The following is a 26,861-nucleotide window of genomic DNA, read 5'->3' as shown; positions in this document are numbered from 1 at the left end:
GCTTAGTGCCCGCACGGTTTAGGCTCGGCCCAGCAGTGCTGCCAAACGCAAGGAGGGTTATATGAGGTGGGATCCGTCCAAGTATGTGGAGTTTGGCAATCACAGGGATAGGCCCTTCCACGACCTCGTGGGCAGGGTTCAGGCCCGGGGTCCGCGGAAAGTGGTGGACCTTGGATGCGGCCCTGGGAACCTCACCGCGACTCTGGCAGTCCGCTGGCCTGGCGCCCGCATCGTCGGCCTGGACTCCTCAGCGGAGATGCTTGCGAAGGCAGCCAGCCAGGCCCTGCAATTTGCCAACCTGGAATTCGAAAAGGCTGATATCGCCAGCTGGCAGCCCGACCAGGAGACAGACGTCGTGGTCACCAATGCCGCACTCCAGTGGGTTCCAAAGCATCAGGACATGCTCGCTGGGTGGTTGCGTGGCCTTAAACCGGGTGCGTGGTTCGCGCTGCAGGTACCGGGAAACTTCACTTCCCCTTCGCATGCGTTGATGAGGGAGCTCGCTGAGTCACCCAAGTGGTCCTCCCGCCTTGGCGGTGTTCTTCGGCATGATGGCGTTGTGGGTAGTCCTGCGGATTACCTGGGGATCATGCTCGACGCCGGTTGTGCCGCTGACGCTTGGGAAACTACCTACCAGCAGGTACTACCGGGCAAGGATCCGGTCCTTGAATGGGTGCGTGGCACCGGACTGCGGCCGGTGCTCGCAGCTTTGCCTCCAGGGGATGCCGCCGACTTCGAGAAGGAATACTCTGCTTTGCTGCGGGAGGCTTATCCGGCGACGAGACACGGAACAGTGTTCCCGTTCCGCCGTATCTTCGCAGTGGCCCGGAAAGACACATGAGTGGCCCGGAAAGACACATGAGCGGGCGGGACCCGTTGGGACGCGTAGCAATCAAGTTTCCAGCCCTCGGTGGCTTGTACCCTTTCCGCGTCGCTGGTCTAATTCTCGACATGGACCAAGGACGCTTCATTGAGCTAACCCCCGGATTGGTGCCGGCACCTGGCCGGTGTTCGCGATGACTGCCATGGACGGGTTTCCTGGCAGTTGGCGCCCCAACACCAGCAGCGGAGTGGCCCTTTTTGAGCAATTAAGGCTGCGCATCATCGAACTGGCAGACTCCGGGGTGCTCGCAGTTGGAGCAAAACTTCCGCCGGTCCGGAACCTGGCTGGCGTGCTGGACGTGGCCCCGCATACAGTGGCCAGGGCTTATAAGGAGCTGGAGGTTGCGGGCGTAGTCGCCACGAGGGGCCGCAACGGCACCATAGTCTGCGCGCGGGATGACCGCTGGGGTGCGCTGGCCGAAGTTGCCGGCCAGTATGCCGCGGCGGCCAAGGCCCAAGGAGCCTCTTTCGCGGAGGCTGTACAGCTTCTTGCCGCCGCTTATGACGCCGATTGATACCGATCAGTAGTGTGTGAGGCACGACATGGAAATTCGAAGAAGTTTTCGATTAGCATTGGTAGGTGCCCAAAGCCTTAGCTGAAGATGCAGCCATCGATGCCCTGAAGAGCGTATCCGCCGTTCCCGACACCAAGCCCACCAGGCCGGACCTGTCCCGGCTCGTCGTCAAGGGTGCACGGGAACACAACCTGCGCAATGTAGATCTGGACCTGCCCAGGGACGCGATGATCGTGTTCACAGGCCTCTCGGGTTCAGGCAAGTCCTCCCTTGCATTCGATACGATCTTCGCCGAGGGGCAGCGGCGGTACGTGGAATCGCTGTCCGCCTATGCCCGACAGTTCCTGGGCCAGGTGGATAAGCCGGACGTGGACTTCATTGAGGGCCTGTCGCCGGCAGTGTCGATCGACCAGAAGTCCACCAGCAAGAACCCTCGTTCCACAGTGGGCACCATCACCGAAATTTACGACTATATGCGTCTGCTCTGGGCGCGTGTGGGCCGTCCGCACTGCCCTGTCTGTGGCGAACCCATCGCCCGGCAGACCCCACAGCAAATTGTTGACCAGCTGTTGGAACTGGAAAAGGGCACGCGCTTCCAGGTCCTCGCTCCCGTGGTACGCGGCCGCAAGGGCGAGTTCGTGGACCTCTTCAAGGAACTGACCGCCAAGGGATATTCGCGTGCGCGGGTGGATGGCGAACTGGTCCAGCTCAGCGAGCCTCCCAAGCTCGGCAAGCAGTTCAAGCACACCATCGAGGTAGTGGTGGACCGCCTGGTGGTCAAGGAAGACATCAGCCAGCGGCTCACGGATTCCATTGAAACGGCACTGGGCTTGGCGGAAGGCCGGGTACTGATCGAATTCGTGGACGTTGATGCCGGGGACCCCGCACGCATCCGCGCTTTCTCCGAGAACCTCGCATGCCCCAACGAGCATCCACTGGCAATTGATGAAATCGAGCCCCGGTCCTTCTCGTTCAACAACCCCTTCGGCGCCTGCTCCGCGTGCAGTGGAATTGGGACCAGGCTTGAAGTGGACGAGGAACTGATTGTTCCCAATCCTGAGCTTTCCCTGGCACAGGGTGCTATCGCTCCATGGTCGCTGGGCACCGCCACCACTGAGTACTGGAACCGTCTCCTGGAGGGCTTGGCCCATGAGCTCGGCTTCTCCATGGACACATCGTGGGAGAAACTGCCCAAGGATGTCCGGAACACTGTGCTGCACGGCAAGGACCACAAGGTCGTCGTCCAGTATCGGAACCGGTTCGGGCGCGAACGCAAGTACAGCACCGGCTTTGAAGGTGCCATCCAGTATGTGCACCGCAAGCACGGAGAAACTGACTCGGATTGGGCCCGGGACAGGTACGAAGAGTACATGCGGCAGATTCCCTGCCCCGAGTGCAACGGCGCGCGACTCAACCCAGCTTCGTTGTCGGTTCTGATCAATGGAAAGTCGATCGCTGAAGTAGCGGCCCTTCCCATGCGTGAATGTGCAGCGTTCCTGGGTAGTCTGACCTTGACGGACCGCGAGGCACAGATTGCCCACCAGGTCCTGAAGGAAATCCAGGCCCGCCTGACGTTCCTTCTGGACGTGGGGCTTGAATACCTGAACCTGGAACGGCCTTCCGGTACGTTGTCCGGCGGCGAAGCCCAGCGTATCCGCCTTGCCACGCAAATTGGTTCCGGTCTGGTGGGAGTGCTCTACGTCCTGGACGAGCCGTCCATCGGCCTTCACCAACGCGATAACCGCCGGTTGATCGAGACGCTCACCCGCCTGCGGGACCTCGGCAACACCCTGATTGTGGTGGAACATGACGAGGACACCATTCATGAGGCGGACTGGGTGGTTGACATTGGACCTGGCGCCGGCGAGCACGGCGGCCAGGTGGTGCATTCCGGTACATACAAGGAGCTCCTGGAAAACAAGGACTCCCTTACCGGCGACTACCTGTCCGGGCGCCGCAAGATCGACATCCCGGCCAAGCGCCGCAAATATGACAAGAAGCGTGAACTAAAGGTCATCGGTGCCAGGGAAAACAACCTGGACAACGTGGATGCCACCTTCCCGCTGGGGCTGTTTACGGCCGTGACCGGCGTCAGTGGTTCGGGCAAATCCACGTTGGTGAACGAGATCCTTTACAAGGTCCTTGCCAACAAGCTCAACGGCGCCAAGCAGGTGGCAGGCCGTCACCGGAGCGTGAACGGGCTCGAGCACCTGGATAAGGTGGTCCACGTAGACCAGAGCCCCATCGGACGCACGCCGCGCTCCAACCCGGCAACCTATACAGGCGTGTTCGATAACATCCGAAAACTGTTTGCTGAAACCACTGAAGCAAAAGTCCGTGGCTACCAGCCCGGCCGCTTCTCGTTCAACGTCAAGGGTGGGCGCTGCGAAGCGTGCTCCGGCGACGGCACGTTGAAGATCGAAATGAACTTCCTGCCGGACGTCTATGTTCCCTGCGAGGTGTGCCACGGCGCCCGGTACAACCGGGAAACCCTTGAAGTGCATTACAAGGGAAAGACCATCGCCGACGTCCTTAACATGCCTATTGAGGAAGGTGCGGAATTCTTTGCCGCATTCACCCCGATAGCAAGGCATCTGAACACCTTGGTGGATGTAGGCCTTGGCTATGTCAGGCTCGGCCAGCCAGCTACAACGCTCTCCGGTGGTGAAGCACAACGCGTGAAGTTGGCCGCCGAACTGCAGAAGAGGTCCAACGGTCGCAGCATTTATGTTCTGGACGAGCCCACCACGGGCCTGCACTTCGAGGACATCCGGAAGCTACTTATGGTTCTACAGGGGCTGGTGGACAAGGGCAACACTGTGATCACCATCGAGCACAACCTGGACGTCATCAAGTCTGCGGACTGGATTGTGGATCTGGGACCGAACGGTGGTTCAGGCGGAGGAAAGATCGTCGCCACCGGCACACCTGAGCAGGTCGCCCAGTCCACTGACAGCCACACCGCAACGTTCCTTGCGGAAATTCTGGGCTAACGGCTCGACTGCTCGGGAAACGCCCAAAGAAATATCTTCAGGACGACCGAAGTATTCCGGTAGCGGCATGCGAGTTTCAGGCATGCCGCTACTCGTGAGAAACTAACCCGGTGACTCAAACAACGGTGCCCGTAATTTTCGATCTGGACGGCACCCTTGTCGATCCAGCCGGTGGTATCACGGGAGGAATATCCGCAGCCCTGCGCGAAATGGGCCTCCCAGTTCCGGAACAGGCCTTGCTGAATGCCATGGTTGGCCCCAAGCTCAGCGACGCATTGCTGCATTTGGCGGATGTGCCCACGGAATTGGTCGATGAAACCATTTCCCGCTACCGGCAGCATTACAAGGAAACCGGTATTGGCCAGAGTAAGTTGTATCCGGGAATCTTCGACCTCCTTGAATTCTTCGCCGAAACAGGACGGGCCGTTGCCGTAGCAACCCAGAAGCCGCAAGGTATTGCCCGGGTAGTCCTTGAGCATCACGGTATTTCGGATTTCTTTGTATCCATTCGAGGAGCTGCTGACGATGAGTCGCTGGCGGCCAATTCTGCTTCCGGCAAGATCGAGATTGTTGGCGCAGCCTTGGCGGACCTCCACTCGCAGCCCGCAGTGATGGTAGGGGACCGGCACCAGGACGTTGCCGGTGCGATGGCCAACGGACTGGATTGCATTGGTGTTCGCTGGGGCTTCGCCCCCGACGGCGAGTTGGAGGATGCCGGCGCGGTGGCCGTGGTTGGCACTGCCCTTGAATTGCGAACCAAGATTGAAGAACTTGACGCTGTCCGCGCGGCAGCCCTGAGCGAGGTACAAAACGATGGCAGTCTTTGATGCGATCCGCTGGACTACCCGTGGACTGATCTCCACCACGTGCCGGCCCACGGTCATTGGACTGGAGAACGTGCCCAAAGAAGGCCCGTTCATCGTGGCGCCCAACCATCTCTCTTTCCTGGACAGCGTCATTGTGCAGGCGCTCATGCCGCGTCCGGTTGCGTTCTTCGCCAAAGCGGAATACTTCACCACGAAAGGCGTCAAAGGCGCTGTGATGAAGTCCTTCTTCGAAGCCGTCGGTTCCATCCCGGTGGAACGCGGTGAGCAGGCAGCAAGCGTGCAGGCGCTCAAGACCCTCCTGGACATCCTGGAGGCCGGAAAAGGCATTGGCATCTACCCTGAGGGCACCCGGTCCCGCGACGGCATCCTTTACCGCGGCCGGACCGGCGTGGGTTGGTTGGCGCTCACCACTGGTGCACCAGTGATCCCCGTGGGGCTTATAGGCACAGAGAAACTACAGCCCGCGGATAAGAACGCGGTCCGTCCCCAGCACTTCACTATGAAAGTTGGCGAGCCGCTCTACTTCGACAAGACGGGCCCGGACCATTCCCTCCCTGCGCGCCGGCAGGTTACGGACAAAATCATGGATGCCATCGCTGCCCTGAGCGGACAGGAACGTTCCACGAGCTACAACCAGAGCAAGTCGGTGGACTGAGCGACTGGCGTTGGCTGTCGGTCCTGTTCACTAGACTGGAATCGTGGCAAATCCAGCAAGTTACCGGCCCCAGACGGGTGAAATTCCCACCACGCCGGGCGTCTACCGTTTCCGCGACCCCCACGGTCGCGTCATCTACGTGGGCAAAGCCAAGAACCTCCGCTCCAGGCTGAATTCCTACTTTGCGAATCCCTCCGGGCTGCTACCCAAGACGCATGCGATGGTGCATGCCGCGAGCAGCGTGGAGTGGACCGTGGTGGGCAGCGAGCTGGAGTCGCTACAGCTGGAGTACACCTGGATCAAGGAATTCAAGCCGCGCTTCAATGTGGTCTTCCGGGACGACAAGACGTATCCCTACCTGGCCGTCACCATGGGGGAGAAGTACCCCAGGGTGCAGGTCATGCGTGGCGAGCGGAAGAAGGGCACGAGGTATTTTGGCCCCTACACCGCGGGCGCCATCCGGGAAACGATGGACACGCTCCTTCGCGTGTTCCCCGTGCGCAGTTGCAGTGCGGGCGTCTTGAAGCGGGCGCAAGCCAGCGGGCGCCCGTGCCTCTTGGGCTACATCGACAAATGCGCGGCACCCTGTGTTGGCCGCGTGACGCCGGAGGAGCACCGCCAACTGGCGGAGGACTTCTGCGCCTTCATGGGCGGCGAGGCCAAGCGCTTCATCGGCCGGCTTGAAAAGGATATGGCGGCTGCCGTCGCGGAACTCGACTACGAGCGCGCCGCGGGGCTCAGGGACGACATCATCGCTCTGCGCAAGGTCTTTGAGCGCAACGCCGTTGTCCTTGCGGAGGATACGGACGCCGACGTCTTCGCTCTGCATGAAGACGAGCTCGAAGCCTCGGTGCAGGTTTTCCACGTCCGTGGCGGGCGGGTCCGTGGGCAGCGTGGTTGGGTGGTGGAGAAAGTCGAAGACGCCACGACGCCGGAACTCATCGAGCACCTGCTGCAGCAGGTCTACGGGGAAGACAGCGAGGTCCAGGGCCGCATCCCGCGGGAAGTACTGGTCCCGGAGAACCCGAGCAACCACGCCGAACTCAGCGAATGGCTGGGCGGGCTCCGTGGGGCCAAGGTGGATATCCGCGTACCCCAACGTGGTGACAAGGCTGCGCTTATGTCCACGGTCCGGGAGAACGCCGAGCAAGCGCTGAAGCTGCACAAGACCCGCCGCGCCGGGGATATCACCGTCCGCTCGCTGGCCCTTCAGGAGCTTCAGGAGGCCCTTGAGCTTCCGGTGCCGCTGCTCCGGATCGAGTGTTTCGATATTTCACATGTCCAAGGGACCAACGTCGTGGCGTCCATGGTGGTGGTGGAAGACGGCTTGCCCAAGAAGTCCGATTACCGCAAGTTTTCCATCACGGGAGCAGCGGCAGCGGATGACACAGCCGCCATGCATGATGTCCTCACGCGCCGCTTCCGCCATTACTTGACGGACAAGGCCGCCCAGGTGCCTGTCTCCGGCGAAATCATCAATCCGACGCGTATGGGCACCGCCGCAGCTCCCAACGGGACTGAAGCGCCGCCGTCGGACCCCACCATGCCGGCCCCCAAGGCCAAGTTCGCATACCCGCCCAACCTGGTTGTGGTGGACGGTGGCCAGCCACAGGTCAATGCCGCAGCCCGTGCGTTGGCGGAGTTGGGCATCGACGACGTCCATGTGGTTGGCCTGGCAAAGCGCCTCGAAGAAGTCTGGCTGCCCAACAGCGACTTCCCGGTGATCCTTCCCCGGACTTCGCAAGGCTTGTATCTGCTGCAGCGCATCCGCGATGAAGCCCACCGCTTCGCCATCACCTTCCACCGGCAAAAGCGGGGCAAGGCCATGACGGTCTCAGCCCTGGACGGCGTTCCGGGCCTGGGAGAGGCCAAACGCAAGGCCCTGGTGGCGCATTTTGGCTCCCTCAAGAAGATCAAGGCGGCCAGTGTGGAGGAACTTACCTCCGCCAAGGGCATCGGTCCGGCATTGGCAGCTGCCGTCGTGCAGCATCTGGGATCCAGCGAAGACGCAGGTGAAGCCGCTCCCGCCGTGAACATGACCACCGGCGAAATCCTCGAATCTTAGCTAGGGTAAGAACTTGACCGGTGGCCGCGACTGCGATGCCACCGGTCAGGCTGTAACAACCACTTCCAAGGAAACGGGGACCACTGATGGATGAGGCAACGGCAGGAGCCGGCGCGGAGCAGGACGGACTGACGCCCGTCAAGCCACCGGAGGCGGAACTGCTGGTGGTTACCGGCATGTCGGGGGCGGGTCGCAGTACCGCTTCGGACGCGTTGGAGGACCACGGTTGGTACGTTGTGGACAACCTTCCTCCGCAGATGCTTGGCACTTTGGCGGAAATCGTCTCGCACGCGCCAAAATCCATCCCTAAGCTGGCCGTAGTTGTGGACGTTAGAAGCAAGGACCTCTTCACCGACATCCAGACAGCCCTGGGCGCCTTGAGTGCCACAGGCATCACCTTCCGGGTACTGTTCCTCGATGCCAGCGACGAAGTCCTGGTCCGCCGGTTCGAACAAGGCCGGCGCCCTCATCCGCTGCAAGGCGGGGGACGGATCCTTGACGGAATCGGCATTGAGCGGGAGGTCTTGCGCGAACTCCGGGAGCATGCCGACGTTGTATTGGACACCAGTGAATTCAACGTGCACGGGCTTGCAACAGCGATCACTGAATTGTTCAGCGATACCGGACCTGTGACGCTCCGGCTGAACGTCATGAGTTTTGGATTCAAGTACGGGTTGCCTGTAGACGCAAACTTCGTTGCCGACGCCCGTTTCATTCCCAACCCGCACTGGGTTCCGCAGCTCCGTCCCCACACAGGACTGGATGAGGACGTCAGCGATTATGTGCTCACAGCCGATGGGGTCCAGGAGTTTGTTGACCGTTACGTCAAGGCCCTGGAGCCGGTTCTGGACGGCTACCGCCAGGAAAACAAGCACTACGCCACGCTGGCCGTGGGGTGCACCGGTGGCAAGCACCGTTCGGTAGCAGTCGCCGTCGAACTCTCCAAGCGCCTTGCTCAGTATCCGCGCGTTACGGTCACAACATCCCACCGCGACCTGGGGCGTGAGTAATGGGAGTCCTGACGGGCCCGTTGCCGCTCATCCCGCCCAAAGGCGTTCCGGGAAGCCAGCAACACAAGAGTCCTTCCGTGGTTGCGCTCGGAGGCGGACACGGCCTTGCGGCCTCGCTCTCCGCCCTTCGTTTGTTGACGTCGGAGCTGACGGCCATCGTCACAGTAGCTGACGACGGCGGCTCCTCCGGGCGCCTCCGGGACGAGTACGGTGTCCTCCCGCCCGGCGACTTGCGGATGGCACTGAGTGCGCTCTGCGACGACACCGACTGGGGGCGGACATGGCGGGACGTCATGCAGCACCGCTTCAATGCGGGCACCGCCAAGGGCGGCTCGCTGGATCATCACGCCATGGGCAACCTGCTCATCGTCACGCTCTGGGAGCTGCTGGGGGATACCGTGGCCGGCCTCAAATGGGCCGGAGCGTTACTGGGGGCGCGGGGCCAAGTACTGCCGATGTCCAGTGTTCCTTTGACCATTGAAGGCCAAGCCCGGGTGGAGCTGCCCGGCGGGGGGCATGAACTGCAGACTGTCAGTGGCCAGGCGAAGTGCGCAGTTGCGGGAAAACTCGAGGAAGTGCGGCTGCTGCCCGAGGATGCACGCGCGTGCACCGAGGCCCTCACAGCGATCGAGCTCGCCGATTGGGTCATCCTCGGACCGGGATCCTGGTACACGTCTGTATTGCCCCATTTGTTGCTGCCGGAGCTTCGCCAGGCCCTGGGCGATACCGCAGCCAAACGCTGCCTCACCATGAACCTTGACGTCGAAACCAAGGAAACGTCCGGCATGACGGCGGCGGACCACTTGGATGTCCTGCGGCGCTACGCACCGGAGTTCAGCGTCGACGTCGTACTCGCCGACCCCGCTGCGATCCAGGACCTCAAGGCCTTTGAGAAGGCGGCGGGGATGATCGGTGCGGAAGTGGTGTTGGGTAGAGTAGGGGCTTCGAGGCGCCGCCCCGTCCATGATCCACTGCTCTTGGCAGCGGCGTACCACGATATCTTCGGGAACAGTTAGGAATACATACGCGATGGCACTTACCGCGTCGGTCAAGGACGAACTGTCCCGGCTGGACATCAAGAAATCTTCAGTCCGTAAAGCTGAGGTTTCGGCGATGCTCCGCTTTGCAGGCGGCCTGCATATTATTTCGGGACGAATCGTCATCGAAGCCGAGGTGGACCTGGCCTCGACTGCCCGGCGCCTGCGCGCCGCGATTGCCGAGGTTTACGGACACCAGAGCGAGATCATCGTGGTCTCCGGCGGCGGCCTGCGCCGGGGAAGCCGCTACGTGGTCCGTGTCGTCCGCGACGGCGAGGCACTGGCCCGGCAAACAGGCCTTCTGGATGGTCGTGGGCGCCCGGTTCGTGGCCTGCCTTCCGTGGTGGTCAACGGGTCCGCGGCAGATGCTGAAGCCGTGTGGCGCGGAGCTTTCCTGGCTCATGGATCCCTCACTGAACCAGGACGTTCCTCGTCCCTGGAAGTAACCTGCCCAGGGCCCGAGTCTGCGCTGGCGCTCGTAGGTGCTGCCCGCCGGCTGGGCATACAGGCCAAGGCCCGCGAAGTCCGCGGGGTGGACCGCGTGGTTATCCGCGACGGTGACACCATCGCGGCGCTCCTTACGCGGATGGGCGCACATGACGCCCTGATGGTCTGGGAGGAGCGGCGCATGCGCAAGGAAGTCCGGGCAACTGCCAACAGGCTGGCCAACTTTGACGACGCCAACCTGCGCCGTTCGGCGCAGGCTGCCGTAGCGGCAGGCGCCAGGGTGGACCGCGCGCTTGAAATTCTCGGCGACGACGTTCCGGATCACCTGAAGTACGCAGGGGAGCTTCGGGTCGCCCACAAGCAGGCAAGCCTGGACGAACTGGGCCGCCTTGCCGATCCTCCCATGACCAAGGACGCCATTGCGGGCCGGATCCGTCGCTTGCTCGCGATGGCCGACAAACGCGCGCTGGATCTCGGAATTCCGGGTACTGAGGCAAATGTGACTCCGGAAATGATGGACGAGTAGTTCCCGCCCATAGAATCGAGAGCGTGCGGAGGAAATACTGCGAGGCGGCGGCGGGTTGTTCCCGGTGGCGGCAGGAGCAGGCTTCTTCCCCAAGGATTTCCGGCTGGCCTGCCGGCCGGATGAACACAACGAGAGTTACCAAACCGGACTTCGGTCCATTACATTGGAGGATTTCGTGACAGAGTACGTTCTGCCCGAGCTCGGCTACGACTACGCAGCACTTGAGCCGCACATTTCGGCAAAAATCATGGAGCTGCACCACAGCAAGCACCACGCTGCCTACGTTGCAGGCGCCAACAACGCCCTCAAGCAGCTCGCAGAAGCCCGCGAAACGGGTGACTTCGCCAACATCAACCGCCTCTCCAAGGACCTTGCGTTCCACACCGGCGGCCACATCAACCACTCCGTGTTCTGGAACAACATCTCCCCGGACGGCGGCGATAAGCCTGAAGGCGAACTCGCAGCCGCCATCGAGGACGCCTTCGGTTCGTTCGACGCTTTCCGTGCCCAGTTCACCGCTGCTGCACTCGGCCTGCAGGGTTCCGGCTGGGCCTTCCTGGCCTACGAGCCCATCGGTGGCAACCTGGTCATCGAGCAGCTCTACGATCAGCAGGGCAACGTCGCCGTTGGCACTACTCCGCTGCTCATGCTGGACATGTGGGAGCACGCGTTCTACCTGGACTACGTCAACGTCAAGGCTGACTACGTCAAGGCATTCTGGAACATCGCCAACTGGGCAGACGTCGCCAAGCGCTTCGAAGCAGCCCGCGCCAACGCCACGGGCCTCATTGTTCTGTAGCTGGTGAGCCCCGGTTCACGCTGATGTAACAAAAGTCACATTATCGGCGAAAAGGGACCAAATACTGAAAAGCCTGCCCCCGCAGTTGCGGGGGCAGGCTTAGTTAAACGTAAGATGGGTCACGGAAGGCGGTTAGCCTTCAGCAACGTGGCTGGTCGCCCTCCGATCTGATAATCACCTCTGCCCAATGACGTGCGGGGTCTGTTAGTTGGAAATATTGATCCGACTCACTAGGCGTGCTTGCAAGAGCACCAAGGAGATTGACACACAGTGACCACCCGTATTGGTATCAACGGCTTCGGCCGCATCGGCCGCAACTACTTCCGCGCAGCACTGGCCCAGGGCGCAGACCTTGAGATCGTCGCAGTCAACGACCTCACCAGCCCCGAGACCCTCGCCCACCTCCTGAAGTACGACTCCGTCGGTGGCCGTCTGACCCAGTCCGTGGAGGTCAAAGAAGGCAACCTGGTTGTCAACGGCGAGTCCATCACCGTGCTTGCTGAACGCGATCCCGCAAACCTTCCCTGGGCCGAGCTCGGTGTCGACATCGTTATCGAATCCACCGGTTTCTTCACCAAGGCGGCAGCTGCGCAGAAGCACATCGACGCCGGCGCCAAGAAGGTCCTGATCTCGGCACCTGCAAGCGACGAGGACATCACCATCGTCATGGGTGTCAACCACGAGCTCTACGACCCCGCTGCGCACCACATCATTTCCAACGCATCCTGCACCACCAACTGCCTTGGCCCCCTGGCAAAGGTAGTCAACGACGCCTTCGGCATCGAGCGTGGACTCATGACCACGGTTCACGCCTACACGGCAGACCAGAACCTGCAGGACGGCCCCCACAGCGATCTCCGCCGTGCCCGCGCTGCTGCCATCAACATGGTTCCTACCTCCACCGGTGCCGCCAAGGCCATCGGCCTGGTCCTGCCGGAGCTCAAGGGCAAGCTGGATGGCTACGCGATCCGCGTTCCCGTCCCCACCGGTTCGGCCACTGACCTCACGGTCACTGTTTCCCGCGAAGTTACGGTCGAGGAAGTCAACGCCGCTGTCAAGGCTGCCGCTGAGTCCGATCAGTTCGCCGGCATCCTGAGCTACACGGATGCACCCATCGTCTCCTCGGACATCGTGGGCGACCCCGCTTCCTCGATCTTCGACTCCGGCCTGACCAAGGTCATCGGCAACCAGGTCAAGGTTGTTTCCTGGTATGACAACGAGTGGGGCTACTCCAACCGCCTCGTGGACCTTACGGAGCTCGTCGCATCCAAGCTGGGCTAGGGTAGACACATGACATCTCACACCCTCAACGAACTCATCGCTGAAGGTGTCCGCGGGCGGTACATTCTGGTCAGAAGTGACCTTAATGTGCCGCTCGACGGCTCTACAGTGACCGACGACGGCCGCATCAAGGCCTCCCTCCCGGTCCTTAAGAAGCTCTCGGACGCCGGTGCCCGTGTGCTCGTAACCGCCCACCTCGGCCGCCCCAAGGGCGCTCCGGAGGAAAAGTACTCGCTGAAGCCCGCTGCAGCCCGCCTCGGCGAACTCGCGGACTTTAACGTCCAATTGGCTGCTGATACCGTTGGCGACTCCGCCAAGGAGCTGGCAGCTGCACTGCAGGATGGCGACGTACTCGTTCTCGAAAACGTGCGATTCGACCCCCGCGAGACCAGCAAGGACGACGCCGAGCGTGGCGCTTTCGCTGACGAGCTGGTTGCCTTGACTGGTGACAACGGCGCGTTCGTGGACGACGCCTTCGGCGCAGTCCACCGCAAGCACGCCAGCGTCTACGACGTCGCAACGCGCCTGCCGTCCTACCTCGGCGATCTGGTGCACACCGAAGTGGAAGTCCTGCGGAAGCTTACCGCCGACACCCAGCGGCCTTACGTCGTTGTCCTGGGCGGGTCCAAAGTCTCCGACAAGCTGGCAGTCATCGACAACCTGCTTGGCAAGGCGGACACCATCCTGGTTGGTGGCGGCATGCTGTTCACCTTCCTGGCAGCAGAAGGCCACAAGGTAGCTGGGAGCCTTCTGGAAGAGGACCAGATTCCTGTGGTGCAGGACTACCTCAAGCGCGCGGCCGACGCCGGAACTTCGTTCGTGATCCCCACGGACGTCGTCGTGGCCAGCCGTTTCGCAGCGGATGCCGAACACGAAGTTGTCCGTGCGGATGCCATCGAGGAGAGCTCCTTTGGTGCCTCCGGCATTGGCCTGGACATTGGCCCTGAATCCGCGTCTGCTTTTGCAGCGCAGATCGAAGGAGCCAAGACCGTCTTCTGGAACGGCCCCATGGGCGTCTTTGAATTCGAGGCGTTCTCCAGCGGCACCCGAGCCATCGCCCAAGCCCTGACTGACACCGTAGCCTTCACCGTGGTGGGTGGCGGCGACTCAGCCGCAGCAGTACGGACCCTAGGCTTCGAAGATTCCCAGTTTGGCCACATCTCCACCGGTGGCGGCGCCAGCCTGGAATACCTCGAAGGCAAGGAACTTCCCGGCCTCAGCGTCCTGGACCGCTAAACAGCAATCCAGCCGGCAGGACGCCCACGCGTCCTGCCGGCTGTTCCATATATCAACGCATTCTTGGAGTTCATGTGACTACCTCTGCCAACGGCAACTTTGTCCGAAAGCCCTTCATCGCAGGCAACTGGAAGATGAACATGGACCACGTCCAGGGCATCACCCTGCTACAGAAGCTTGCCTGGACCCTCTCGGACGCTAAGCATGATTACAACCGTGTCGAGGTTGCCGTCTTCCCGCCTTTCACTGATCTCCGCGGCGTACAGACGCTTGTCCAGGGCGACGAACTTGACGTCGTTTACGGCGGCCAGGACCTGTCCCAGTTTGACTCCGGAGCATTTACCGGCGACATCTCCGGTCAGTTCCTCAGCAAATTGGGCTGCGCCTACGTCCTGGTGGGGCACAGCGAACGCCGCACCATCCACAACGAATCCGATGACGTCCTGAACGCCAAGGTCAAAGCCGCGTTCCGTCACGGTGTCACACCGGTCCTCTGTGTCGGTGAAGGCCTTGAGATCCGTCAAGCGGGAACGCACGTGGAGCACACGCTGGCCCAGTTGCGGGCCGGCGTCGAAGGTCTCACGCCGGAGCAGGCCGCTGAGCTCGTGGTCGCCTATGAGCCCGTGTGGGCTATCGGAACCGGTGAAGTTGCAGGTCCGGAAGATGCACAGGAAATGTGTGCCGCCATCCGCGCCGAACTTGCAAAGCTCTTCGACGAAGGTGTCGCTGAAAAGACGCGCCTTCTGTATGGAGGTTCCGTCAAGGCAAACAACGCTGCCGCGATCATGGCGGAAAACGATGTTGATGGCCTGCTTGTGGGTGGCGCCAGCCTGGACCCCGCCGAGTTTGCTAACATTGTCAGGTTCGAGAGCCACCTCGTCACGGACTAGTCCGGCTCCCGATTTCCGCTTCTTCGAAAGGCCGTCGTGGACGTTCTTCATGTCATTCTGCAGATCCTGCTGGGCGTTACCAGCCTTCTGCTGACGCTGCTCATTCTTCTCCACAAGGGACGTGGAGGCGGTTTGTCCGACATGTTCGGTGGAGGAATGAGTTCCGGACTGAGCTCGTCCGGCGTCGCTGAGCGGAACCTGAACCGCTTCACCATCATTCTTGGCGTCACGTGGGGAGTTGTCATCATCGGCCTGGGCCTGATCATGCGCTTCACTTCGGGTGGCGACTCCTAGGCATTCGCGAGGGAGGCTCCTTCGCTTTGGAGCCTCCCCAACACTTCTGAATCAATCGGCACCAAACACTAGTGCCGCCGTCGTACCCCTCGCATTAGACTGGGCCTGTCGGCCGTAAGGCCTACGGGCCGTGACGGCCAACCACCGAGTCGCTAGGGGTTCGAAAATGGTTCATGGCACGCCTGGTTACCGGGGCACCCGCGTTGGTGTAGCACTGGGATCTGCTCCGAGAAATCAAAGCGACCACGGCGATGGAGAACAACTGCCGCGTATTCGTGTCCCCTATTGGTGCGCCAAGGGACACGAGACGCGGCTTGTTTTTCTTAAACTGCCGGACGAACAAATACCCAGGAATTGGGACTGCCCCAAGTGCGGCCTCCCAGCGTCGAGAGATCCAGGCCAGGTTCCGGAAACCCGGCCGGAAGACGAGCTCTTCAAGTCCCACCTGGATTACGTTAAAGAACGACGCTCCAGCCAGGACGCAGAAATTGTCCTGGCTGGAGCGTTGGAGCGGTTACGCGCCCGCGGGGTCCTTCCGGACCAACTGCTGGGGGACACGTGACGCAGCGTTTTCGTCGATGAGCCAAAGAGTCCTGGAGCGCCCAACAGGTCCGGCTGCGGGGACCTGAACGGGGTTGGCACCTGCCAAGGCAAGGCCCACGGCGCCGGCCTTGTCTTCACCCGCTACCACCATCCAGATCTCCTGCGCCGTATTGATGGCGGGCAGGGTCAAGGAAACGCGCGACGGCGGTGGCTTGGGTGAGTTTTCGACGCCGACCACTGTGCGGTTCTTCTCCCTGATGGCTGCCTGCTCCGGGAAGAGGGAAGCCACATGGGCGTCGGGACCTACACCGAGTAGGAGTACGTCGAAACGAGGCAACACTCCACGGTTCTCCGGCCGGTCATCTGACATGTCAGCGGCATGCTCTGCCTCTGCTGCTGCCTTGAGCTCTTCAGCGTAGGCTGCAGCGGCTTCCTCCGCGGTGGCGAACTGGTCTGCCGAACCCGGCTCGTGGACCCGGGCAGGGTCAACTGGAAGGTGTGCTAGCAGGGCCTGGTACGCCTGTCGGGTATTGCGGTCGTTACTGTCTGCTGCAACAAAGCGCTCATCACCCCACCAGAAGTTCACCTTCGACCAGTCGACAGCTGGTGCCGCCGCAGAGTCTGCCACCGCCTTCAGGGTTCCAATCCCGACAGTTCCTCCTGTCAGGACCACCGTGGCCTCGCCGTGCTTGTCCTGGACATCCACAAGCTTGGTGATAAGGCGGGCCGCAATGGCCGCCATGAGCACCTTGGAATCGGGGTGGATGCTTACTCTGGGCTCAGCGTGCACTGGTCTGGACTCTCCTCTGACTGGTTAATGGCAGTCCCATCGTAATCACTTCTCCGAAGACTTCGTCGGGGTCGAGCCGGCGGAGTTCCTCGGCGAGGCAGTCCTTGAGGCTGCGCCGGGGGAGCGTGATGCGCTGTGCGGGCTGCCCCGGCTGCGTCAGTTCAGCCACGGACAGGCCGGGGCGGAAGAGCTGGACGTCGCCGCTGGCGCGGGTCAGGCGGACGCGCCGGATGCCAGTGCCGGCAGGGTCTGCAACGATCGTCACGGGCGCCTGGAGGGCCAAGCTCAGCCATGCTGCAAGGAGCAGTGTACTGGGAGAGTCCGAGGCACCTTCAACAGCGACGGCGGAGACGGGGTCACCATCAACTTGGTCGAACACAGCGGCAAGCTGCATGCGCCAGTTCGTCAATCGGGTCCAAGCGAGGTCGGTGTCGCCCGCTTTGTAGGTCTGGCGAATGTTCTCCAGTGCCTGGGCGGGATCGGGCTCGTTCGCGGAGTCCGTGATGCGGCGGTGGGCGATGCGGCCAATGGACGTCTCGCATGCGCTTTCGGGTGCTCCGTGCGGCCACCAAGCCACGATCGGAGCGTCCGGGAGCAGGAGCCCTGACACGAGGGACTCGCTTTCGTGGGCCATATGGCCGAAGCCACGCAGCACGATGACTTCGGATGCACCGGCATCGCCGCCGACGCGGATCTGCGCGTCCAGGCGGTCCGGAGCCTCTGCCCCGGCGTCGGCAAGCACGATAATGCGGCAGGGGTGTTCGCGGCTGGCCTCGTTGGCTGCCTCGATGGCGTCTTCTTCCTGGCCGGACTTGGTGACAACCACCAAAGTAAGCACTCGGCCCAACGCGATCACGCCACCCTGTTCGCGCAAGGCCATGATCTTCTTGGAGATCTTGGAGGTGGTTGTGTCAGGAAGATCTACGATCATGGCCTTCTCCAGGTTCGTCCATCGCGGGCAAGGAGTTCATCGGCCGAAGCCGGCCCCCAGCTACCGGGTGCGTAGGGTTGCGGTTGTTCTTCCAGGCCCGCCCAGTACTCTTCGAACGGGTCAAGGATCTTCCAGGACAGCTCGACTTCCTGGTGGCGCGGGAACAGCGGCGGTTCACCCAGGAGTACGTCCAGGATGAGGCGTTCGTAGGCTTCGGGGCTGGACTCGGTGAACGAGTGGCCGTAGCCAAAGTCCATCGTGACGTCGCGGACTTCCATTTGCGTGCCCGGGACCTTGGACCCAAAGCGGATCGTGGCGCCTTCATCGGGCTGTACGCGGATCACCACGGCGTTCTGGCCGAAGTCATCATCGTTGTGGTCCCGGAACAACAGGTTGGGTGCACGCTTGAACACAACCGCGATTTCGGTCACGCGGCGGCCCAGACGCTTGCCGGCCCGCAGGTAGAACGGAACACCGTTCCAGCGGCGGGTGTTGATGTCCACGCGGATCGCGGCATAAGTCTCAGTCTTTGAATCGGCCGGGATGCCGTCCTCATCCAGGTAACCCAGCACTTCCTCGCCGCCCTGCCAGCCGCCGGTGAATTGCCCCCGGGCGGAATGCGTGGACAAGTCATCGGGCAGCTTGACGGCCGCGAGGACCTTTTCCTTCTCGGCTCGCAGGTCATCGGCGTTGAAGGAAATAGGCTCTTCCATTGCCGTCAACGCAAGGAGCTGCAGCAGGTGGTTCTGAATCACGTCGCGGGCCGCACCGACGCCGTCGTAGTAACCTGCACGGCCACCGGTGCCGATGTCCTCGGCCATGGTGATCTGGACGTGGTCAACGTAGTTGGCGTTCCAGAGAGGCTCGAACAACTGGTTTGCGAAGCGCAGCGCCAGGATGTTCTGCACCGTCTCCTTGCCCAGGTAATGGTCGATCCTGAATACCGCATCCTGCGGGAACACGGACTCCACGATGTCGTTGAGCTGACGGGCAGAATCGAGGTCGTGGCCGAACGGTTTCTCGATGACCACACGGCGCCACTGCCCCGGCTTCGCCTGCGCCAGACCGTGCTTGGACAGCTGGCGACAGACCTGCTCGAACGCTTTGGGCGGGATGGAGAGGTAGAAACCGTGGTTGCCGCGCGTGCCCCGGGTCTCGTCCAGTTCGTCAAGGACGTCGCCGAGACGCTCGAAGGCGTCGTCGTCGTCGAAGTCGCCCTGCACGAACCGGATCCCGGAAGCCAGCTGTTCCCACACAGCTTCATCGAAATTGGTCCGGGCGTTGGCCTTGACGTTCTCTTTGACCTCGGCTGCGAAGTCGGCGTCGTCCCACTCACGCCGACCGAAGCCCACCAGGGCGAAGCTCGGCGGCAGCAGGCCACGGTTCGCCAGGTCATAGACCGCGGGCATGAGTTTCTTACGGGCGAGGTCGCCGGTGACTCCGAAGAACACCAACGATGACGGCCCGGCGATGCGGTTCAGGCGCCGGTCCCGCGGATCCCGCAAGGGATTCCGCAGGCCGGCGATCTTCCTGCCGTTTTCAGTTTCTGGCATGTTTGGTTTTGTGCCTTAGCTTTCGAGTGCGCTGGCCTGGCCGGCCAGTGCAGCGACGACTTCCTGGAGCTGGGCCACGCCGGCAGCACGCTCGGTGAGGTGCAGGCGCAACACGGGACGCCCATGGCCTTCCAGGACCTGGGCATCGCCCGAGGCCTGTGCAGCAATGAGCTCCCCGAAGGTGAAGGGGCGGTCAGGGATCTCGAGATCCAAGGAGGATGCTGCCGTGATCTGAAGGAACACTCCGATAGCCGGACCGCCCTTGTGGAACTGGCCTGTGGAATGCAGGAAGCGCGGGCCCCATCCGAAAGTTACCGGACGGCCGGAGACTGCGGCGAGTTCGTCGCGGATGCCTTCAAGGGGTGCGTGGGAGATGCGGTCGAGGTAGGCCTGGACACTGAGGTAGCCATCCGTGCCGAGCTGGGCCAGAAGGGCCTGCATGGCTTCGGATGCAGTGCCGGCATTGCCCAGCCAGTCGCCGCCTCGAACTTCCACAGCGCCGTCGGTGAAGGCCGCTGGCGTGGGTTCAGGGCGGGCATCCAGCAGTCCGCGCGCGGCCACCTTGGCAGCCTCGACGTCGGGCTGGTCAAACGGGTTAATGCCCAGGAGGCGTCCTGCTACAGCGGTCGCGAATTCCCAGAGGAACATCTGGGAAGCGAGGCCACCTGCGATGGCAACTTCGTTTTCGCGAAGTTCGACGTCGGCGTCCGCACTTACCAGCCGAACCACCAGGACATCCTCGGCCCCGTTGAGGGCCTCGGGGCAATCCGGTCCTGCAACAACAGGCAACACACCTGTGCCGAGCTTGCCCGTGGATTCAGCGATGAGCTGCTCGGCCCAATCGGCAAAGCCGACGATGCCGGAACCATCCTCGGCAATAACGATCTTGTTGCGCAGCGGGTTGGTACCGCCGAGGGCAATGCCCAAAGCCAAGCCAATGTTGTCTTCGGAATCCTCATTAAGGATCTCGGCGGCCTCCTCTGCCTCGTCCAGGAAAGCCTGGATGTCGACGCCGGCCAGGCCGCAAGGGACCAGACCGAACGCGGTGAGGGCAGAGAACCGGCCCCCGACGTTGGGATCGGCGTTGAAGACGGCGCGGTAGCCTGCTTCGCGGGAAGCCTTGTCCAGCGGCGATCCCGGGTCGGTGACGATGATGATGCGTCTCTTGGCGTCGATGCCGGCGTCGTTGAAGGCTTTCTCGAACACCCTGCGCTGGGAATCTGTCTCAACCGTCGAACCCGATTTGGAGGAGACGACAATTGCGGTCTCGGCCAGCCGGTCCGTCAAAGCAGCGCTTACCTGCTCAGGGTCTGTGCTGTCCAGCACAGTCAGCTCGACGCCGGCGGTGCCGGCGATGACCTCGGGAGCCAAAGAGGAGCCACCCATGCCACAAAGGACAATGCGGGAGACGCCCTCGGCGCGGAGAGCATCACGAAGTTCGAGAATGCCGTCCACCAAAGGTTGCGATACGGCGGCAGCCTCAACCCAGCCCAGACGGATGGCCGATTCGGACTCCGCTTCAGGACCCCACAGTGTGTGGTCCTTGGCGAAAATCCTCGTGGCGACGTGGTCGTCTACAAGGCTGGAGATGTTCTGGGCGATGGCCTGCTGCGCGGCACCGCTGGCGTCGTAGCTGATTGTGCTCATTGTGGGTTAGGAAGCCTTCCGTGCGGTGGCGAGGGCGCCTTCGACGTCGGCCAGGAGTTCCTTCCAGCTGGCCACGAACTTCTCGAGGCCTTCGGACTCGAGCAGCGCTACGACGTCATTGTAGGAAACACCGAGTGCCTCCAGGGCGTTGAGGGTCTCGTTGGCGTCTTCGTACGTGCCGGTGATGGTGTCGCCGGTGACCACGCCGTGGTCAAACGTAGCGTCAAGCGTCTTCTCCGGCATGGTGTTGACCACGCCGGCAGCGACGAGTTCCGTCACGTACAGGGTGTCAGGGTAGGCCGGGTCCTTGACGCCAGTGGACGCCCACAGCGGACGCTGGGGGAGGGCGCCGGCTTCGGACAGCACGGCCCAGCGCTCGGTGGAGAACAGCTCTTCGTAGACCTGGTAGGCCAGGCGTGCATTCGCGACGCCAGCCTTGCCCTTGAGCGCCTTGGCTTCATCGGTGCCGATGGCGTTCAGGCGCTTGTCGATCTCGGAGTCCACGCGGGAGACGAAGAACGAAGCCACGGAGTGGATCTTGGAGAGGTCGTGGCCGTTGTCCTTGGCCTGCTCCAGGCCGGACTGGAAGGCGTTGATGACGGCGCGGTACCGCTCCAGGGAGAAGATCAGGGTCACGTTGACGCTGATGCCCTCGGCCAGGGTTGCCGTGATGGCCTCCAGGCCTTCCAGGGTTGCCGGGATCTTGATGTGGACGTTGTCCTTGTTGACCTTGCCGTAAAGGTGCTTGGCCTCAGCAATGGTGGCCTCGGTGTCCCAAGCAAGGCGGGGATCCACCTCGATGGACACGCGGCCGTCCACACCGTTGGTGGCCGCAGCGATCGGTGCGAAAAGATCGCAGGCATCGGCGACATCGGTGGTGGTGATCTCGAAGATGGTCTCTTCGACGCTGGCACCGGCTGCGGCCTGGGCGGCGATCGTGGCGTCATAGTCCGTGCCGGTGGTGATGGCGGCGTGGAAGATGGACGGGTTGGTGGTCACACCGACGACGTTCTTTTCGTCGATGAGCTTCTGCAGCGTGCCCGTCTCCAGGCGGTTGCGGGAAAGGTCATCGAGCCAGATGGAAACGCCGGCGTCGGAGAGCTGCTGCGTGGGGGTGCTGGTCATTGTTTTCTCCTTGATAGAGGTATCAGGCGCTCAGGCCTGCGAGGGAGTCTTTTGCGGCGGCGGCAACGGCTTCGGCCGTGATGCCGAATTCCTGGAACAACCGCTTGTAGTCTGCCGAGGCACCGAAGTGCTCAAGGGAGACCGAACGGCCGGCGTCACCGACGAATTCCTTCCAGCCCAGTGCGAGGCCGGCTTCGACGGAAACGCGTGCCTTCACATCCGTGGGGAGCACGGACTCGCGGTAGGCCTCGTCCTGTTTGTTGAACCATTCCACGCACGGCATGGAAACAACGCGGGTGGCGATGCCTTCAGCCTGGAGTGCTTCGCGGGCTGCAACGGCGAGCTGGACCTCGGAGCCGGTGCCGATCAGGATGACCTGGGCGTCAACGGTTTCGCCGTCCTTGGAAGCCTCGGCCAGGACGTAACCGCCCTTGGCCACACCAGCGGTGGAACCAAAGGTGTCGCCCGCTGCAGTGCCTTCGCCGCGGGCGTAGGTGGGGATGTTCTGTCGGGTCAGCACAATGCCGGCAGGGTTCTCGTGGTTCTCCAACATGGCCTTCCATGCCGCGGAGACCTCGTTGGCGTCGCCGGGGCGGACCACGTCCAAGCCGGGGATGGCGCGCAGGGATGCGAGCTGTTCCACTGGCTGGTGCGTGGGTCCGTCTTCGCCGAGGCCGATGGAGTCGTGCGTCCACACGTACAGGGACGGAACGCCCATCAGGGCACCCAGGCGGATGGCCGGGCGCTGGTAGTCGGAGAAGATCAGGAACGTGCCCGAGAAAGCACGGGTGCGGCCGTGCAGGGAGATGCCGTTCACGATCGAGGCGGCTGCGTGCTCGCGGATACCGAAGTGCAGAACGCGGCCGTAGGGGTTGCCCTTCCAGGCTTCGGTGGAACGCGAGGCCGGAATGAACGAGGGCGAGCCTTCGATGGTGGTGTTGTTGGACTCGGCGAGGTCGGCGGAACCGCCCCAGAGCTCCGGCAGGACGGGTCCGATGGCGTTGAGGACCTTGCCCGAGGCCGCACGGGTGGAAACGTCCTTGCCGGCTTCGAATACGGGGAGAGCGGCGTCGATGCCGACGGGAAGCTTCTTGGCTTCGACACGCTCAAGCAGGGCAGCGGCGTCCGGGTTGGCGGACTGCCAGGCCTCGAACGAGCTCTGCCATGCGGCACGGGACTCGGCGCCGCGGTCAAGGACCTTGCGGGCGTGCGCCAGGACCTCTTCGTCAACGTCGAAGGACTTGGCCGGGTCGAAACCGAGCACGGTCTTCAGTGCGGCAACTTCCTCGGCACCCAGGGCAGAACCGTGGATCTTGCCGGTGTTCTGCTTCTTCGGGGCCGGGTAGCCAATGATGGTGCGCAGCGAAATGATCGACGGCTTGTTCGTCTCTGCTTTCGCTGCGAGGAGTGCGGAGTAGAGCTCCTGGACGTCTTCGACGTAGTCGCCGGTCTTGGTCCAGTCAACGCGCTGGGTGTGCCAGCCGTAAGCCTCGTAGCGCTTCAGGACATCCTCGGTGAAAGCGATGTCGGTGTCGTCCTCGATGGAGATGTGGTTCTCGTCGTAGATCACCACGAGGTTGCCCAGTTCCTGGTGGCCTGCCAGCGAGGACGCCTCGGACGTCACGCCTTCCTGCAGGTCGCCGTCGGAAGCGATAACCCAGATCGTGTGGTCGAACGGCGACTCGCCAGCGGGAGCATCGGCGTCGAACAGGCCGCGCTGGCGACGCTGGGAGTAAGCGAAACCGACAGCCGACGCAAGGCCCTGGCCCAGCGGGCCGGTGGTGATTTCCACGCCGGCGGTGTGCTTGTACTCGGGGTGGCCCGGAGTCAGCGAACCCCAGGTACGCAGAGCCTCAAGATCCTTCAGTTCCAGGCCGTATCCGGAGAGGAACAGCTGAATGTAGAGGGTCAATGAGGTGTGTCCCGGGGACAGGACAAACCGGTCACGGCCAATCCAGTCAGGGTTCTTCGGGTCATGGCGCATCAGCTTCTGGAACAGCAGGTACGCTGCCGGTGCCAAGCTCATTGCCGTGCCGGGGTGGCCATTTCCAACCTTCTCCACGGCGTCGGCGGCCAACACGCGGACGGTGTCAACAGCCTTCTGGTCCAGATCGGTCCATGACAGTTCTTGCTCTTCCAAATGTGGCACGAAAACCGAGCCCCTCTCTGTGCTGACGGCAGGCGGAAGGACACGGCGCGCAGGAAGCACAGGATGGCGCCCGCTGCAATGTGTCTACCAGCCGTTCACCATTGAAACGTTGATCCTTCATCCAGACGCACGGATTTCCGAGAATACGGTTTCCCGGATTGTCAACGTGTGCTGATCTGCTCAACAGCTTAGCCCCAAACGTGTCGTGAGACTCAGGGAATCCCACTAACTGGACAGAATTTCCCTTATATGAATCACGATGGCGCCGCGCGGAAGTGATCTTTCCGAAACATTGGCGTATTTTGCGGACATGGGCGTACTTCCAGCCACGGTATGATATTTGGAGGCCACCAGCGGTTCATGCGCCCGCGGTTCCATGTCAGAAACCCGGACGGCTGCCGCTGCGAGAACCCCAGAGCATAGAACAGAGTGACTGCCGCCGTGAGCACAACTGATACGCCCCTCAACGCGTCCCCGGCCCGGGGAAACATCGGAATCTCCCGTAAGTTCAAGGCGTATCTGGCTCTGACCAAGCCCCGTGTGATCGAACTGCTCCTGGTTAGTACCCTCCCCACCATGATTTTTGCCCAGCGGGGCTTCCCGTCCATCGGGCTGATTCTGGCAACACTCGTGGGTGGTGCTTTCGCCGCAGGCAGCGCCGGCGTGTTCAACTGCTACATCGACCGCGACATCGACAAATTGATGCACCGCACCGAAAAGCGTCCCCTTGTTACCGGGGAAGTCACCCCGCGCGAAGCCATTGTGTTCGCTTGGATCCTCGGCGCGGCTTCGATCGCGATCCTCTGGTTCGGGGCGAATCCGCTGTCCGCGTGGCTGGGGTTGGGTGCAATCGTCTTCTACGTGGTCATCTACACCATGATCCTCAAGCGCCGCACCGCACAGAATATCGTCTGGGGCGGCGCGGCCGGCTGCTTCCCAGTGCTCATCGCCTGGGCCGCGGTCACCAATACTGTCGAGTGGCCCGCCGTCGTTCTCTTCATGGTCATTTTCCTGTGGACACCCCCGCACTACTGGCCGCTGTCCATGCGCTACGGCGAGGATTACCGCAACGCCAAGGTGCCCATGCTTGGCGCAATTGCCGGGGCAAAGGTCGTCTCTGTCCAGGTGGTCCTGTACGCCTGGGCCATGGTTGCCTGCTCGCTCCTGATGATTCCCGTGGGCGGTGCAGGCTGGGTCTACTCAATCGCCGCCGTCGCTGCCGGTGCATGGTTCCTCTATGAGAGCCACGCACTCTACAAGCGCGCACAAGGTGGCGACGTCTCCAACAAGGGCGCCATGAAGGTCTTCCACGGCTCCATCAGCTACCTGACGCTACTGTTTATCGCGTTGGCCGTGGACCCGTTCATCGGATCACCGATCATCGGCGGCTAGGCCGCACCGCAAGTTGCCCAACCAAAAGGCACGACGCCGGCACTCACCCCCGAGTGCCGGCGTCGTGCCTTTCGTCTCCCACCAGCGATGCTCTCTCACTTCCAGCCCCATTTGGCCGGTTGTTCTCTCACATCCCACCGATCCGAAGCGGATGCTCCCAATGGATGTTCGACGTCCGCAGGATCTGAGAGAGCAACCGGGCCAGGGCTGCAGGATCTGAGAGAGCAACCGGGCTAGGGCTGCAGGATCTGAGAGAGCAACCGGGCCAGGGCTGCAGGATCTGAGAGAGCGTAGTGGGGGTTGCTACTTGGCCGGGCTGTATTTAGCGGTGTCGGCCGCGTTGGTGGATGCGCTCATCAGCAGGGCTGCTCCAAGCATGTGCGCACCCACGAGAAGTGCGGGAATTCCGTTGTAGTACTGCGTGAACCCGATGATGGCCTGGAGCACTGTGACACCCAGCAGCAACCATGCAGCGGTGCGGAACGGTCCACCTATCTTGTGGCGGATCACCAAGTAGACGGCAAACAATGTTCCCGCGGTGATGAGGTAGGCCGGCACGGCGTGAATGTGTGAAAAGAGGTCCCAATCGAGGTCGTTTCGGGGAGCATCGGCGTCGCCGGCGTGCGGACCTGCGCCGGTCACAACCACGCCCAGCATGACCGCGATGGCGGAGAATACAGCAACGGCCATCATGACGGGCCGGACAATCGCGGGAAGCGCGGGCAGGGACCGGTCCATGAAGCGTCCAGTGCGTCCGTAAGCACGGTTGACGAGCAAGGTGGCGAAGACCACGAGGGCCATTGACACCAGGAAGTGAAGCCCGACGACCCAGGGGTTCAGGCCGGAGAGAACTGTTACGCCGCCGATGACAGCCTGGGCGGGGATGCTCGCCAAGAGGCCAAGTGCCAGAAGGAAGAGATCGCGGCGTTCCCTGCGCAGGTTCCACAAGTACACCAGCATGAGCGCGGCAACCGCGGCCAAGGCGAAAGTCAGCATTCTGTTGCCGAACTCGATGAAGCCGTGGATACCCATCTCGGGCGTATTCACCAATGAGTCGCTGGTGCAACGCGGCCAAGTCGGGCACCCAAGTCCGGAGGCGGTTAGGCGGACCGCGCCGCCAGTGACCACGAGGACCGTCTGCCCAATGAGCGAGAGCACTGCGAGTCGGCGGATGGTGCGGTTGACCTCCGTTGGCAGCTTGGAGGTGAACCGCTGAACAGTTTTCGGAAGGCGGGATGCCGTACTCACAGTTTTCTCAATTCTCAGTTCTGCTT

23 protein-coding genes are annotated in these 26,861 nt (G+C 62.3%); 16 read left to right on the top strand and 7 right to left on the bottom strand.

The annotated features are described in order from the left end of the window. Nucleotides 1–61: 61 nt before the first annotated feature. The 15 genes from LDN75_RS13960 (at nt 62) to LDN75_RS13890 (ending at nt 16,019) form a co-directional block, all read left to right on the top strand. Complete coding sequence (locus tag LDN75_RS13960) at nt 62–841, top strand: trans-aconitate 2-methyltransferase (RefSeq protein ID WP_223932888.1); 780 nt, start codon at nt 62–64, stop codon at nt 839–841. Between the two features lie 175 nt (nt 842–1,016). Beyond that, complete coding sequence (locus tag LDN75_RS13955; RefSeq protein ID WP_223932887.1) at nt 1,017–1,397, top strand: GntR family transcriptional regulator; 381 nt, start codon at nt 1,017–1,019, stop codon at nt 1,395–1,397. A gap of 65 nt (nt 1,398–1,462) precedes the next feature. Continuing rightward, on the top strand, nt 1,463–4,390 hold the full coding sequence (gene uvrA / locus LDN75_RS13950) for an excinuclease ABC subunit UvrA (RefSeq protein ID WP_223932886.1): 2,928 nt from the start codon (nt 1,463–1,465) through the stop codon (nt 4,388–4,390). 110 nt (nt 4,391–4,500) lie between these two features. Further along, on the top strand, nt 4,501–5,217 hold the full coding sequence (locus LDN75_RS13945) for an HAD hydrolase-like protein (RefSeq protein ID WP_223932885.1): 717 nt from the start codon (nt 4,501–4,503) through the stop codon (nt 5,215–5,217). Continuing rightward, nucleotides 5,204–5,872, top strand: coding sequence for a lysophospholipid acyltransferase family protein (locus LDN75_RS13940; RefSeq protein ID WP_223932884.1), 669 nt, complete (start codon nt 5,204–5,206; stop codon nt 5,870–5,872). The genes LDN75_RS13945 and LDN75_RS13940 overlap by 14 nt, the downstream gene beginning before the upstream one ends. 43 nt (nt 5,873–5,915) lie before the next feature. Beyond that, entirely contained in the window at nt 5,916–7,937 is a 2,022-nt protein-coding gene (gene uvrC, locus LDN75_RS13935) for an excinuclease ABC subunit UvrC (RefSeq protein WP_223932883.1), read from the top strand. 86 nt (nt 7,938–8,023) lie between these two features. Next, complete coding sequence (gene rapZ, locus LDN75_RS13930) at nt 8,024–8,947, top strand: RNase adapter RapZ (protein WP_223932882.1); 924 nt, start codon at nt 8,024–8,026, stop codon at nt 8,945–8,947. Next, nucleotides 8,947–9,963, top strand: a complete 1,017-nt coding sequence (yvcK, locus tag LDN75_RS13925) for a uridine diphosphate-N-acetylglucosamine-binding protein YvcK (RefSeq protein ID WP_223932881.1) — start codon at nt 8,947–8,949, stop codon at nt 9,961–9,963. Before rapZ ends, yvcK begins: the two co-directional genes overlap by 1 nt. A gap of 13 nt (nt 9,964–9,976) precedes the next feature. After that, entirely contained in the window at nt 9,977–10,957 is a 981-nt protein-coding gene (whiA, locus tag LDN75_RS13920) for a DNA-binding protein WhiA (protein ID WP_018777554.1), read from the top strand. 175 nt (nt 10,958–11,132) lie between these two features. After that, nucleotides 11,133–11,756, top strand: a complete 624-nt coding sequence (locus LDN75_RS13915) for a superoxide dismutase (protein ID WP_223932880.1) — start codon at nt 11,133–11,135, stop codon at nt 11,754–11,756. Nucleotides 11,757–12,026: 270 nt separating this feature from the next. Next, nucleotides 12,027–13,037: a type I glyceraldehyde-3-phosphate dehydrogenase gene (gap, locus tag LDN75_RS13910; RefSeq protein ID WP_223932879.1), complete on the top strand. Its 1,011-nt coding sequence runs from the start codon at nt 12,027–12,029 to the stop codon at nt 13,035–13,037. Nucleotides 13,038–13,046: 9 nt separating this feature from the next. Next, nucleotides 13,047–14,273, top strand: a complete 1,227-nt coding sequence (locus LDN75_RS13905) for a phosphoglycerate kinase (protein WP_223932878.1) — start codon at nt 13,047–13,049, stop codon at nt 14,271–14,273. A gap of 74 nt (nt 14,274–14,347) precedes the next feature. Next, entirely contained in the window at nt 14,348–15,163 is an 816-nt protein-coding gene (gene tpiA, locus LDN75_RS13900; protein WP_223932877.1) for a triose-phosphate isomerase, read from the top strand. A gap of 36 nt (nt 15,164–15,199) precedes the next feature. Beyond that, nucleotides 15,200–15,457 carry a preprotein translocase subunit SecG gene (secG, locus tag LDN75_RS13895; RefSeq protein WP_216925786.1) on the top strand — a complete coding sequence of 86 codons (258 nt, stop codon included), beginning with the start codon at nt 15,200–15,202 and terminating at the stop codon, nt 15,455–15,457. Between the two features lie 166 nt (nt 15,458–15,623). Then, nucleotides 15,624–16,019, top strand: coding sequence for an RNA polymerase-binding protein RbpA (locus tag LDN75_RS13890; protein WP_223932876.1), 396 nt, complete (start codon nt 15,624–15,626; stop codon nt 16,017–16,019). Here LDN75_RS13890 and pgl read toward each other — a convergent pair. Genes pgl through tkt form a run of 6 tightly spaced genes read right to left on the bottom strand, consistent with a single transcriptional unit; the run spans nt 15,972 to nt 24,195 of the window. Then, nucleotides 15,972–16,790: a 6-phosphogluconolactonase gene (gene pgl / locus LDN75_RS13885; RefSeq protein ID WP_223932875.1), complete on the bottom strand. Its 819-nt coding sequence runs from the start codon at nt 16,788–16,790 to the stop codon at nt 15,972–15,974. The genes LDN75_RS13890 and pgl overlap by 48 nt on opposite strands. Further along, nucleotides 16,780–17,721, bottom strand: a complete 942-nt coding sequence (locus tag LDN75_RS13880) for a glucose-6-phosphate dehydrogenase assembly protein OpcA (protein WP_223932874.1) — start codon at nt 17,719–17,721, stop codon at nt 16,780–16,782. The genes pgl and LDN75_RS13880 overlap by 11 nt, the downstream gene beginning before the upstream one ends. Continuing rightward, nucleotides 17,718–19,274 (bottom strand): glucose-6-phosphate dehydrogenase, encoded by a 1,557-nt coding sequence (zwf, locus tag LDN75_RS13875; RefSeq protein WP_223932873.1) that lies wholly within the window; start codon nt 19,272–19,274, stop codon nt 17,718–17,720. Before zwf ends, LDN75_RS13880 begins: the two co-directional genes overlap by 4 nt. Nucleotides 19,275–19,289: 15 nt before the next feature. After that, a complete protein-coding gene (locus LDN75_RS13870; RefSeq protein WP_223932872.1) occupies nt 19,290–20,921 on the bottom strand; it encodes a glucose-6-phosphate isomerase in 1,632 nt (543 codons plus the stop codon). A 6-nt stretch (nt 20,922–20,927) separates the two neighbouring features. Further along, a complete protein-coding gene (gene tal / locus LDN75_RS13865; RefSeq protein ID WP_223932871.1) occupies nt 20,928–22,046 on the bottom strand; it encodes a transaldolase in 1,119 nt (372 codons plus the stop codon). Nucleotides 22,047–22,068: 22 nt separating this feature from the next. Further along, entirely contained in the window at nt 22,069–24,195 is a 2,127-nt protein-coding gene (tkt, locus tag LDN75_RS13860) for a transketolase (protein WP_223932870.1), read from the bottom strand. A 429-nt stretch (nt 24,196–24,624) separates the two neighbouring features. On the opposite strand from tkt, the gene LDN75_RS13855 reads away from it, so the two are divergent. After that, the gene (locus LDN75_RS13855; protein WP_223932869.1) at nt 24,625–25,587 is read left to right on the top strand and encodes a heme o synthase; all 963 of its coding nucleotides are present in this window, start codon (nt 24,625–24,627) and stop codon (nt 25,585–25,587) included. A 303-nt stretch (nt 25,588–25,890) separates the two neighbouring features. Here the strand turns inward: LDN75_RS13855 and LDN75_RS13850 are convergent, their stop codons facing one another. Then, entirely contained in the window at nt 25,891–26,835 is a 945-nt protein-coding gene (locus LDN75_RS13850; RefSeq protein WP_223932868.1) for a COX15/CtaA family protein, read from the bottom strand. Nucleotides 26,836–26,861 lie beyond the last annotated feature (26 nt).

It is taken from the genome of Arthrobacter sp. StoSoilB5 (assembly GCF_019977235.1).
GTDB lineage: Bacteria > Actinomycetota > Actinomycetes > Actinomycetales > Micrococcaceae > Arthrobacter.
The sequence above is the reverse complement of the archived record's forward strand: the minus strand, read 5'-3'. Positions and strand labels throughout refer to the sequence as shown.

Bases quoted from the DNA above. Each gene is read 5' to 3' on its own strand.
- LDN75_RS13960 (WP_223932888.1), top strand. From the start codon at position 62: ATGAGGTGGGATCCGTCCAAGTATGTGGAGTTTGGCAATCACAGGGAT.
- LDN75_RS13955 (WP_223932887.1), top strand. From the start codon at position 1,017: ATGACTGCCATGGACGGGTTTCCTGGCAGTTGGCGCCCCAACACCAGC.
- LDN75_RS13940 (WP_223932884.1), top strand. From the start codon at position 5,204: ATGGCAGTCTTTGATGCGATCCGCTGGACTACCCGTGGACTGATCTCC.
- rapZ (WP_223932882.1), top strand. From the start codon at position 8,024: ATGGATGAGGCAACGGCAGGAGCCGGCGCGGAGCAGGACGGACTGACG.
- yvcK (WP_223932881.1), top strand. From the start codon at position 8,947: ATGGGAGTCCTGACGGGCCCGTTGCCGCTCATCCCGCCCAAAGGCGTT.
- whiA (WP_018777554.1), top strand. From the start codon at position 9,977: ATGGCACTTACCGCGTCGGTCAAGGACGAACTGTCCCGGCTGGACATC.
- LDN75_RS13905 (WP_223932878.1), top strand. From the start codon at position 13,047: ATGACATCTCACACCCTCAACGAACTCATCGCTGAAGGTGTCCGCGGG.
- LDN75_RS13890 (WP_223932876.1), top strand. From the start codon at position 15,624: ATGGTTCATGGCACGCCTGGTTACCGGGGCACCCGCGTTGGTGTAGCA.
- LDN75_RS13880 (WP_223932874.1), bottom strand. From the start codon at position 17,721: ATGATCGTAGATCTTCCTGACACAACCACCTCCAAGATCTCCAAGAAG.
- zwf (WP_223932873.1), bottom strand. From the start codon at position 19,274: ATGCCAGAAACTGAAAACGGCAGGAAGATCGCCGGCCTGCGGAATCCC.
- LDN75_RS13870 (WP_223932872.1), bottom strand. From the start codon at position 20,921: ATGAGCACAATCAGCTACGACGCCAGCGGTGCCGCGCAGCAGGCCATC.
- tal (WP_223932871.1), bottom strand. From the start codon at position 22,046: ATGACCAGCACCCCCACGCAGCAGCTCTCCGACGCCGGCGTTTCCATC.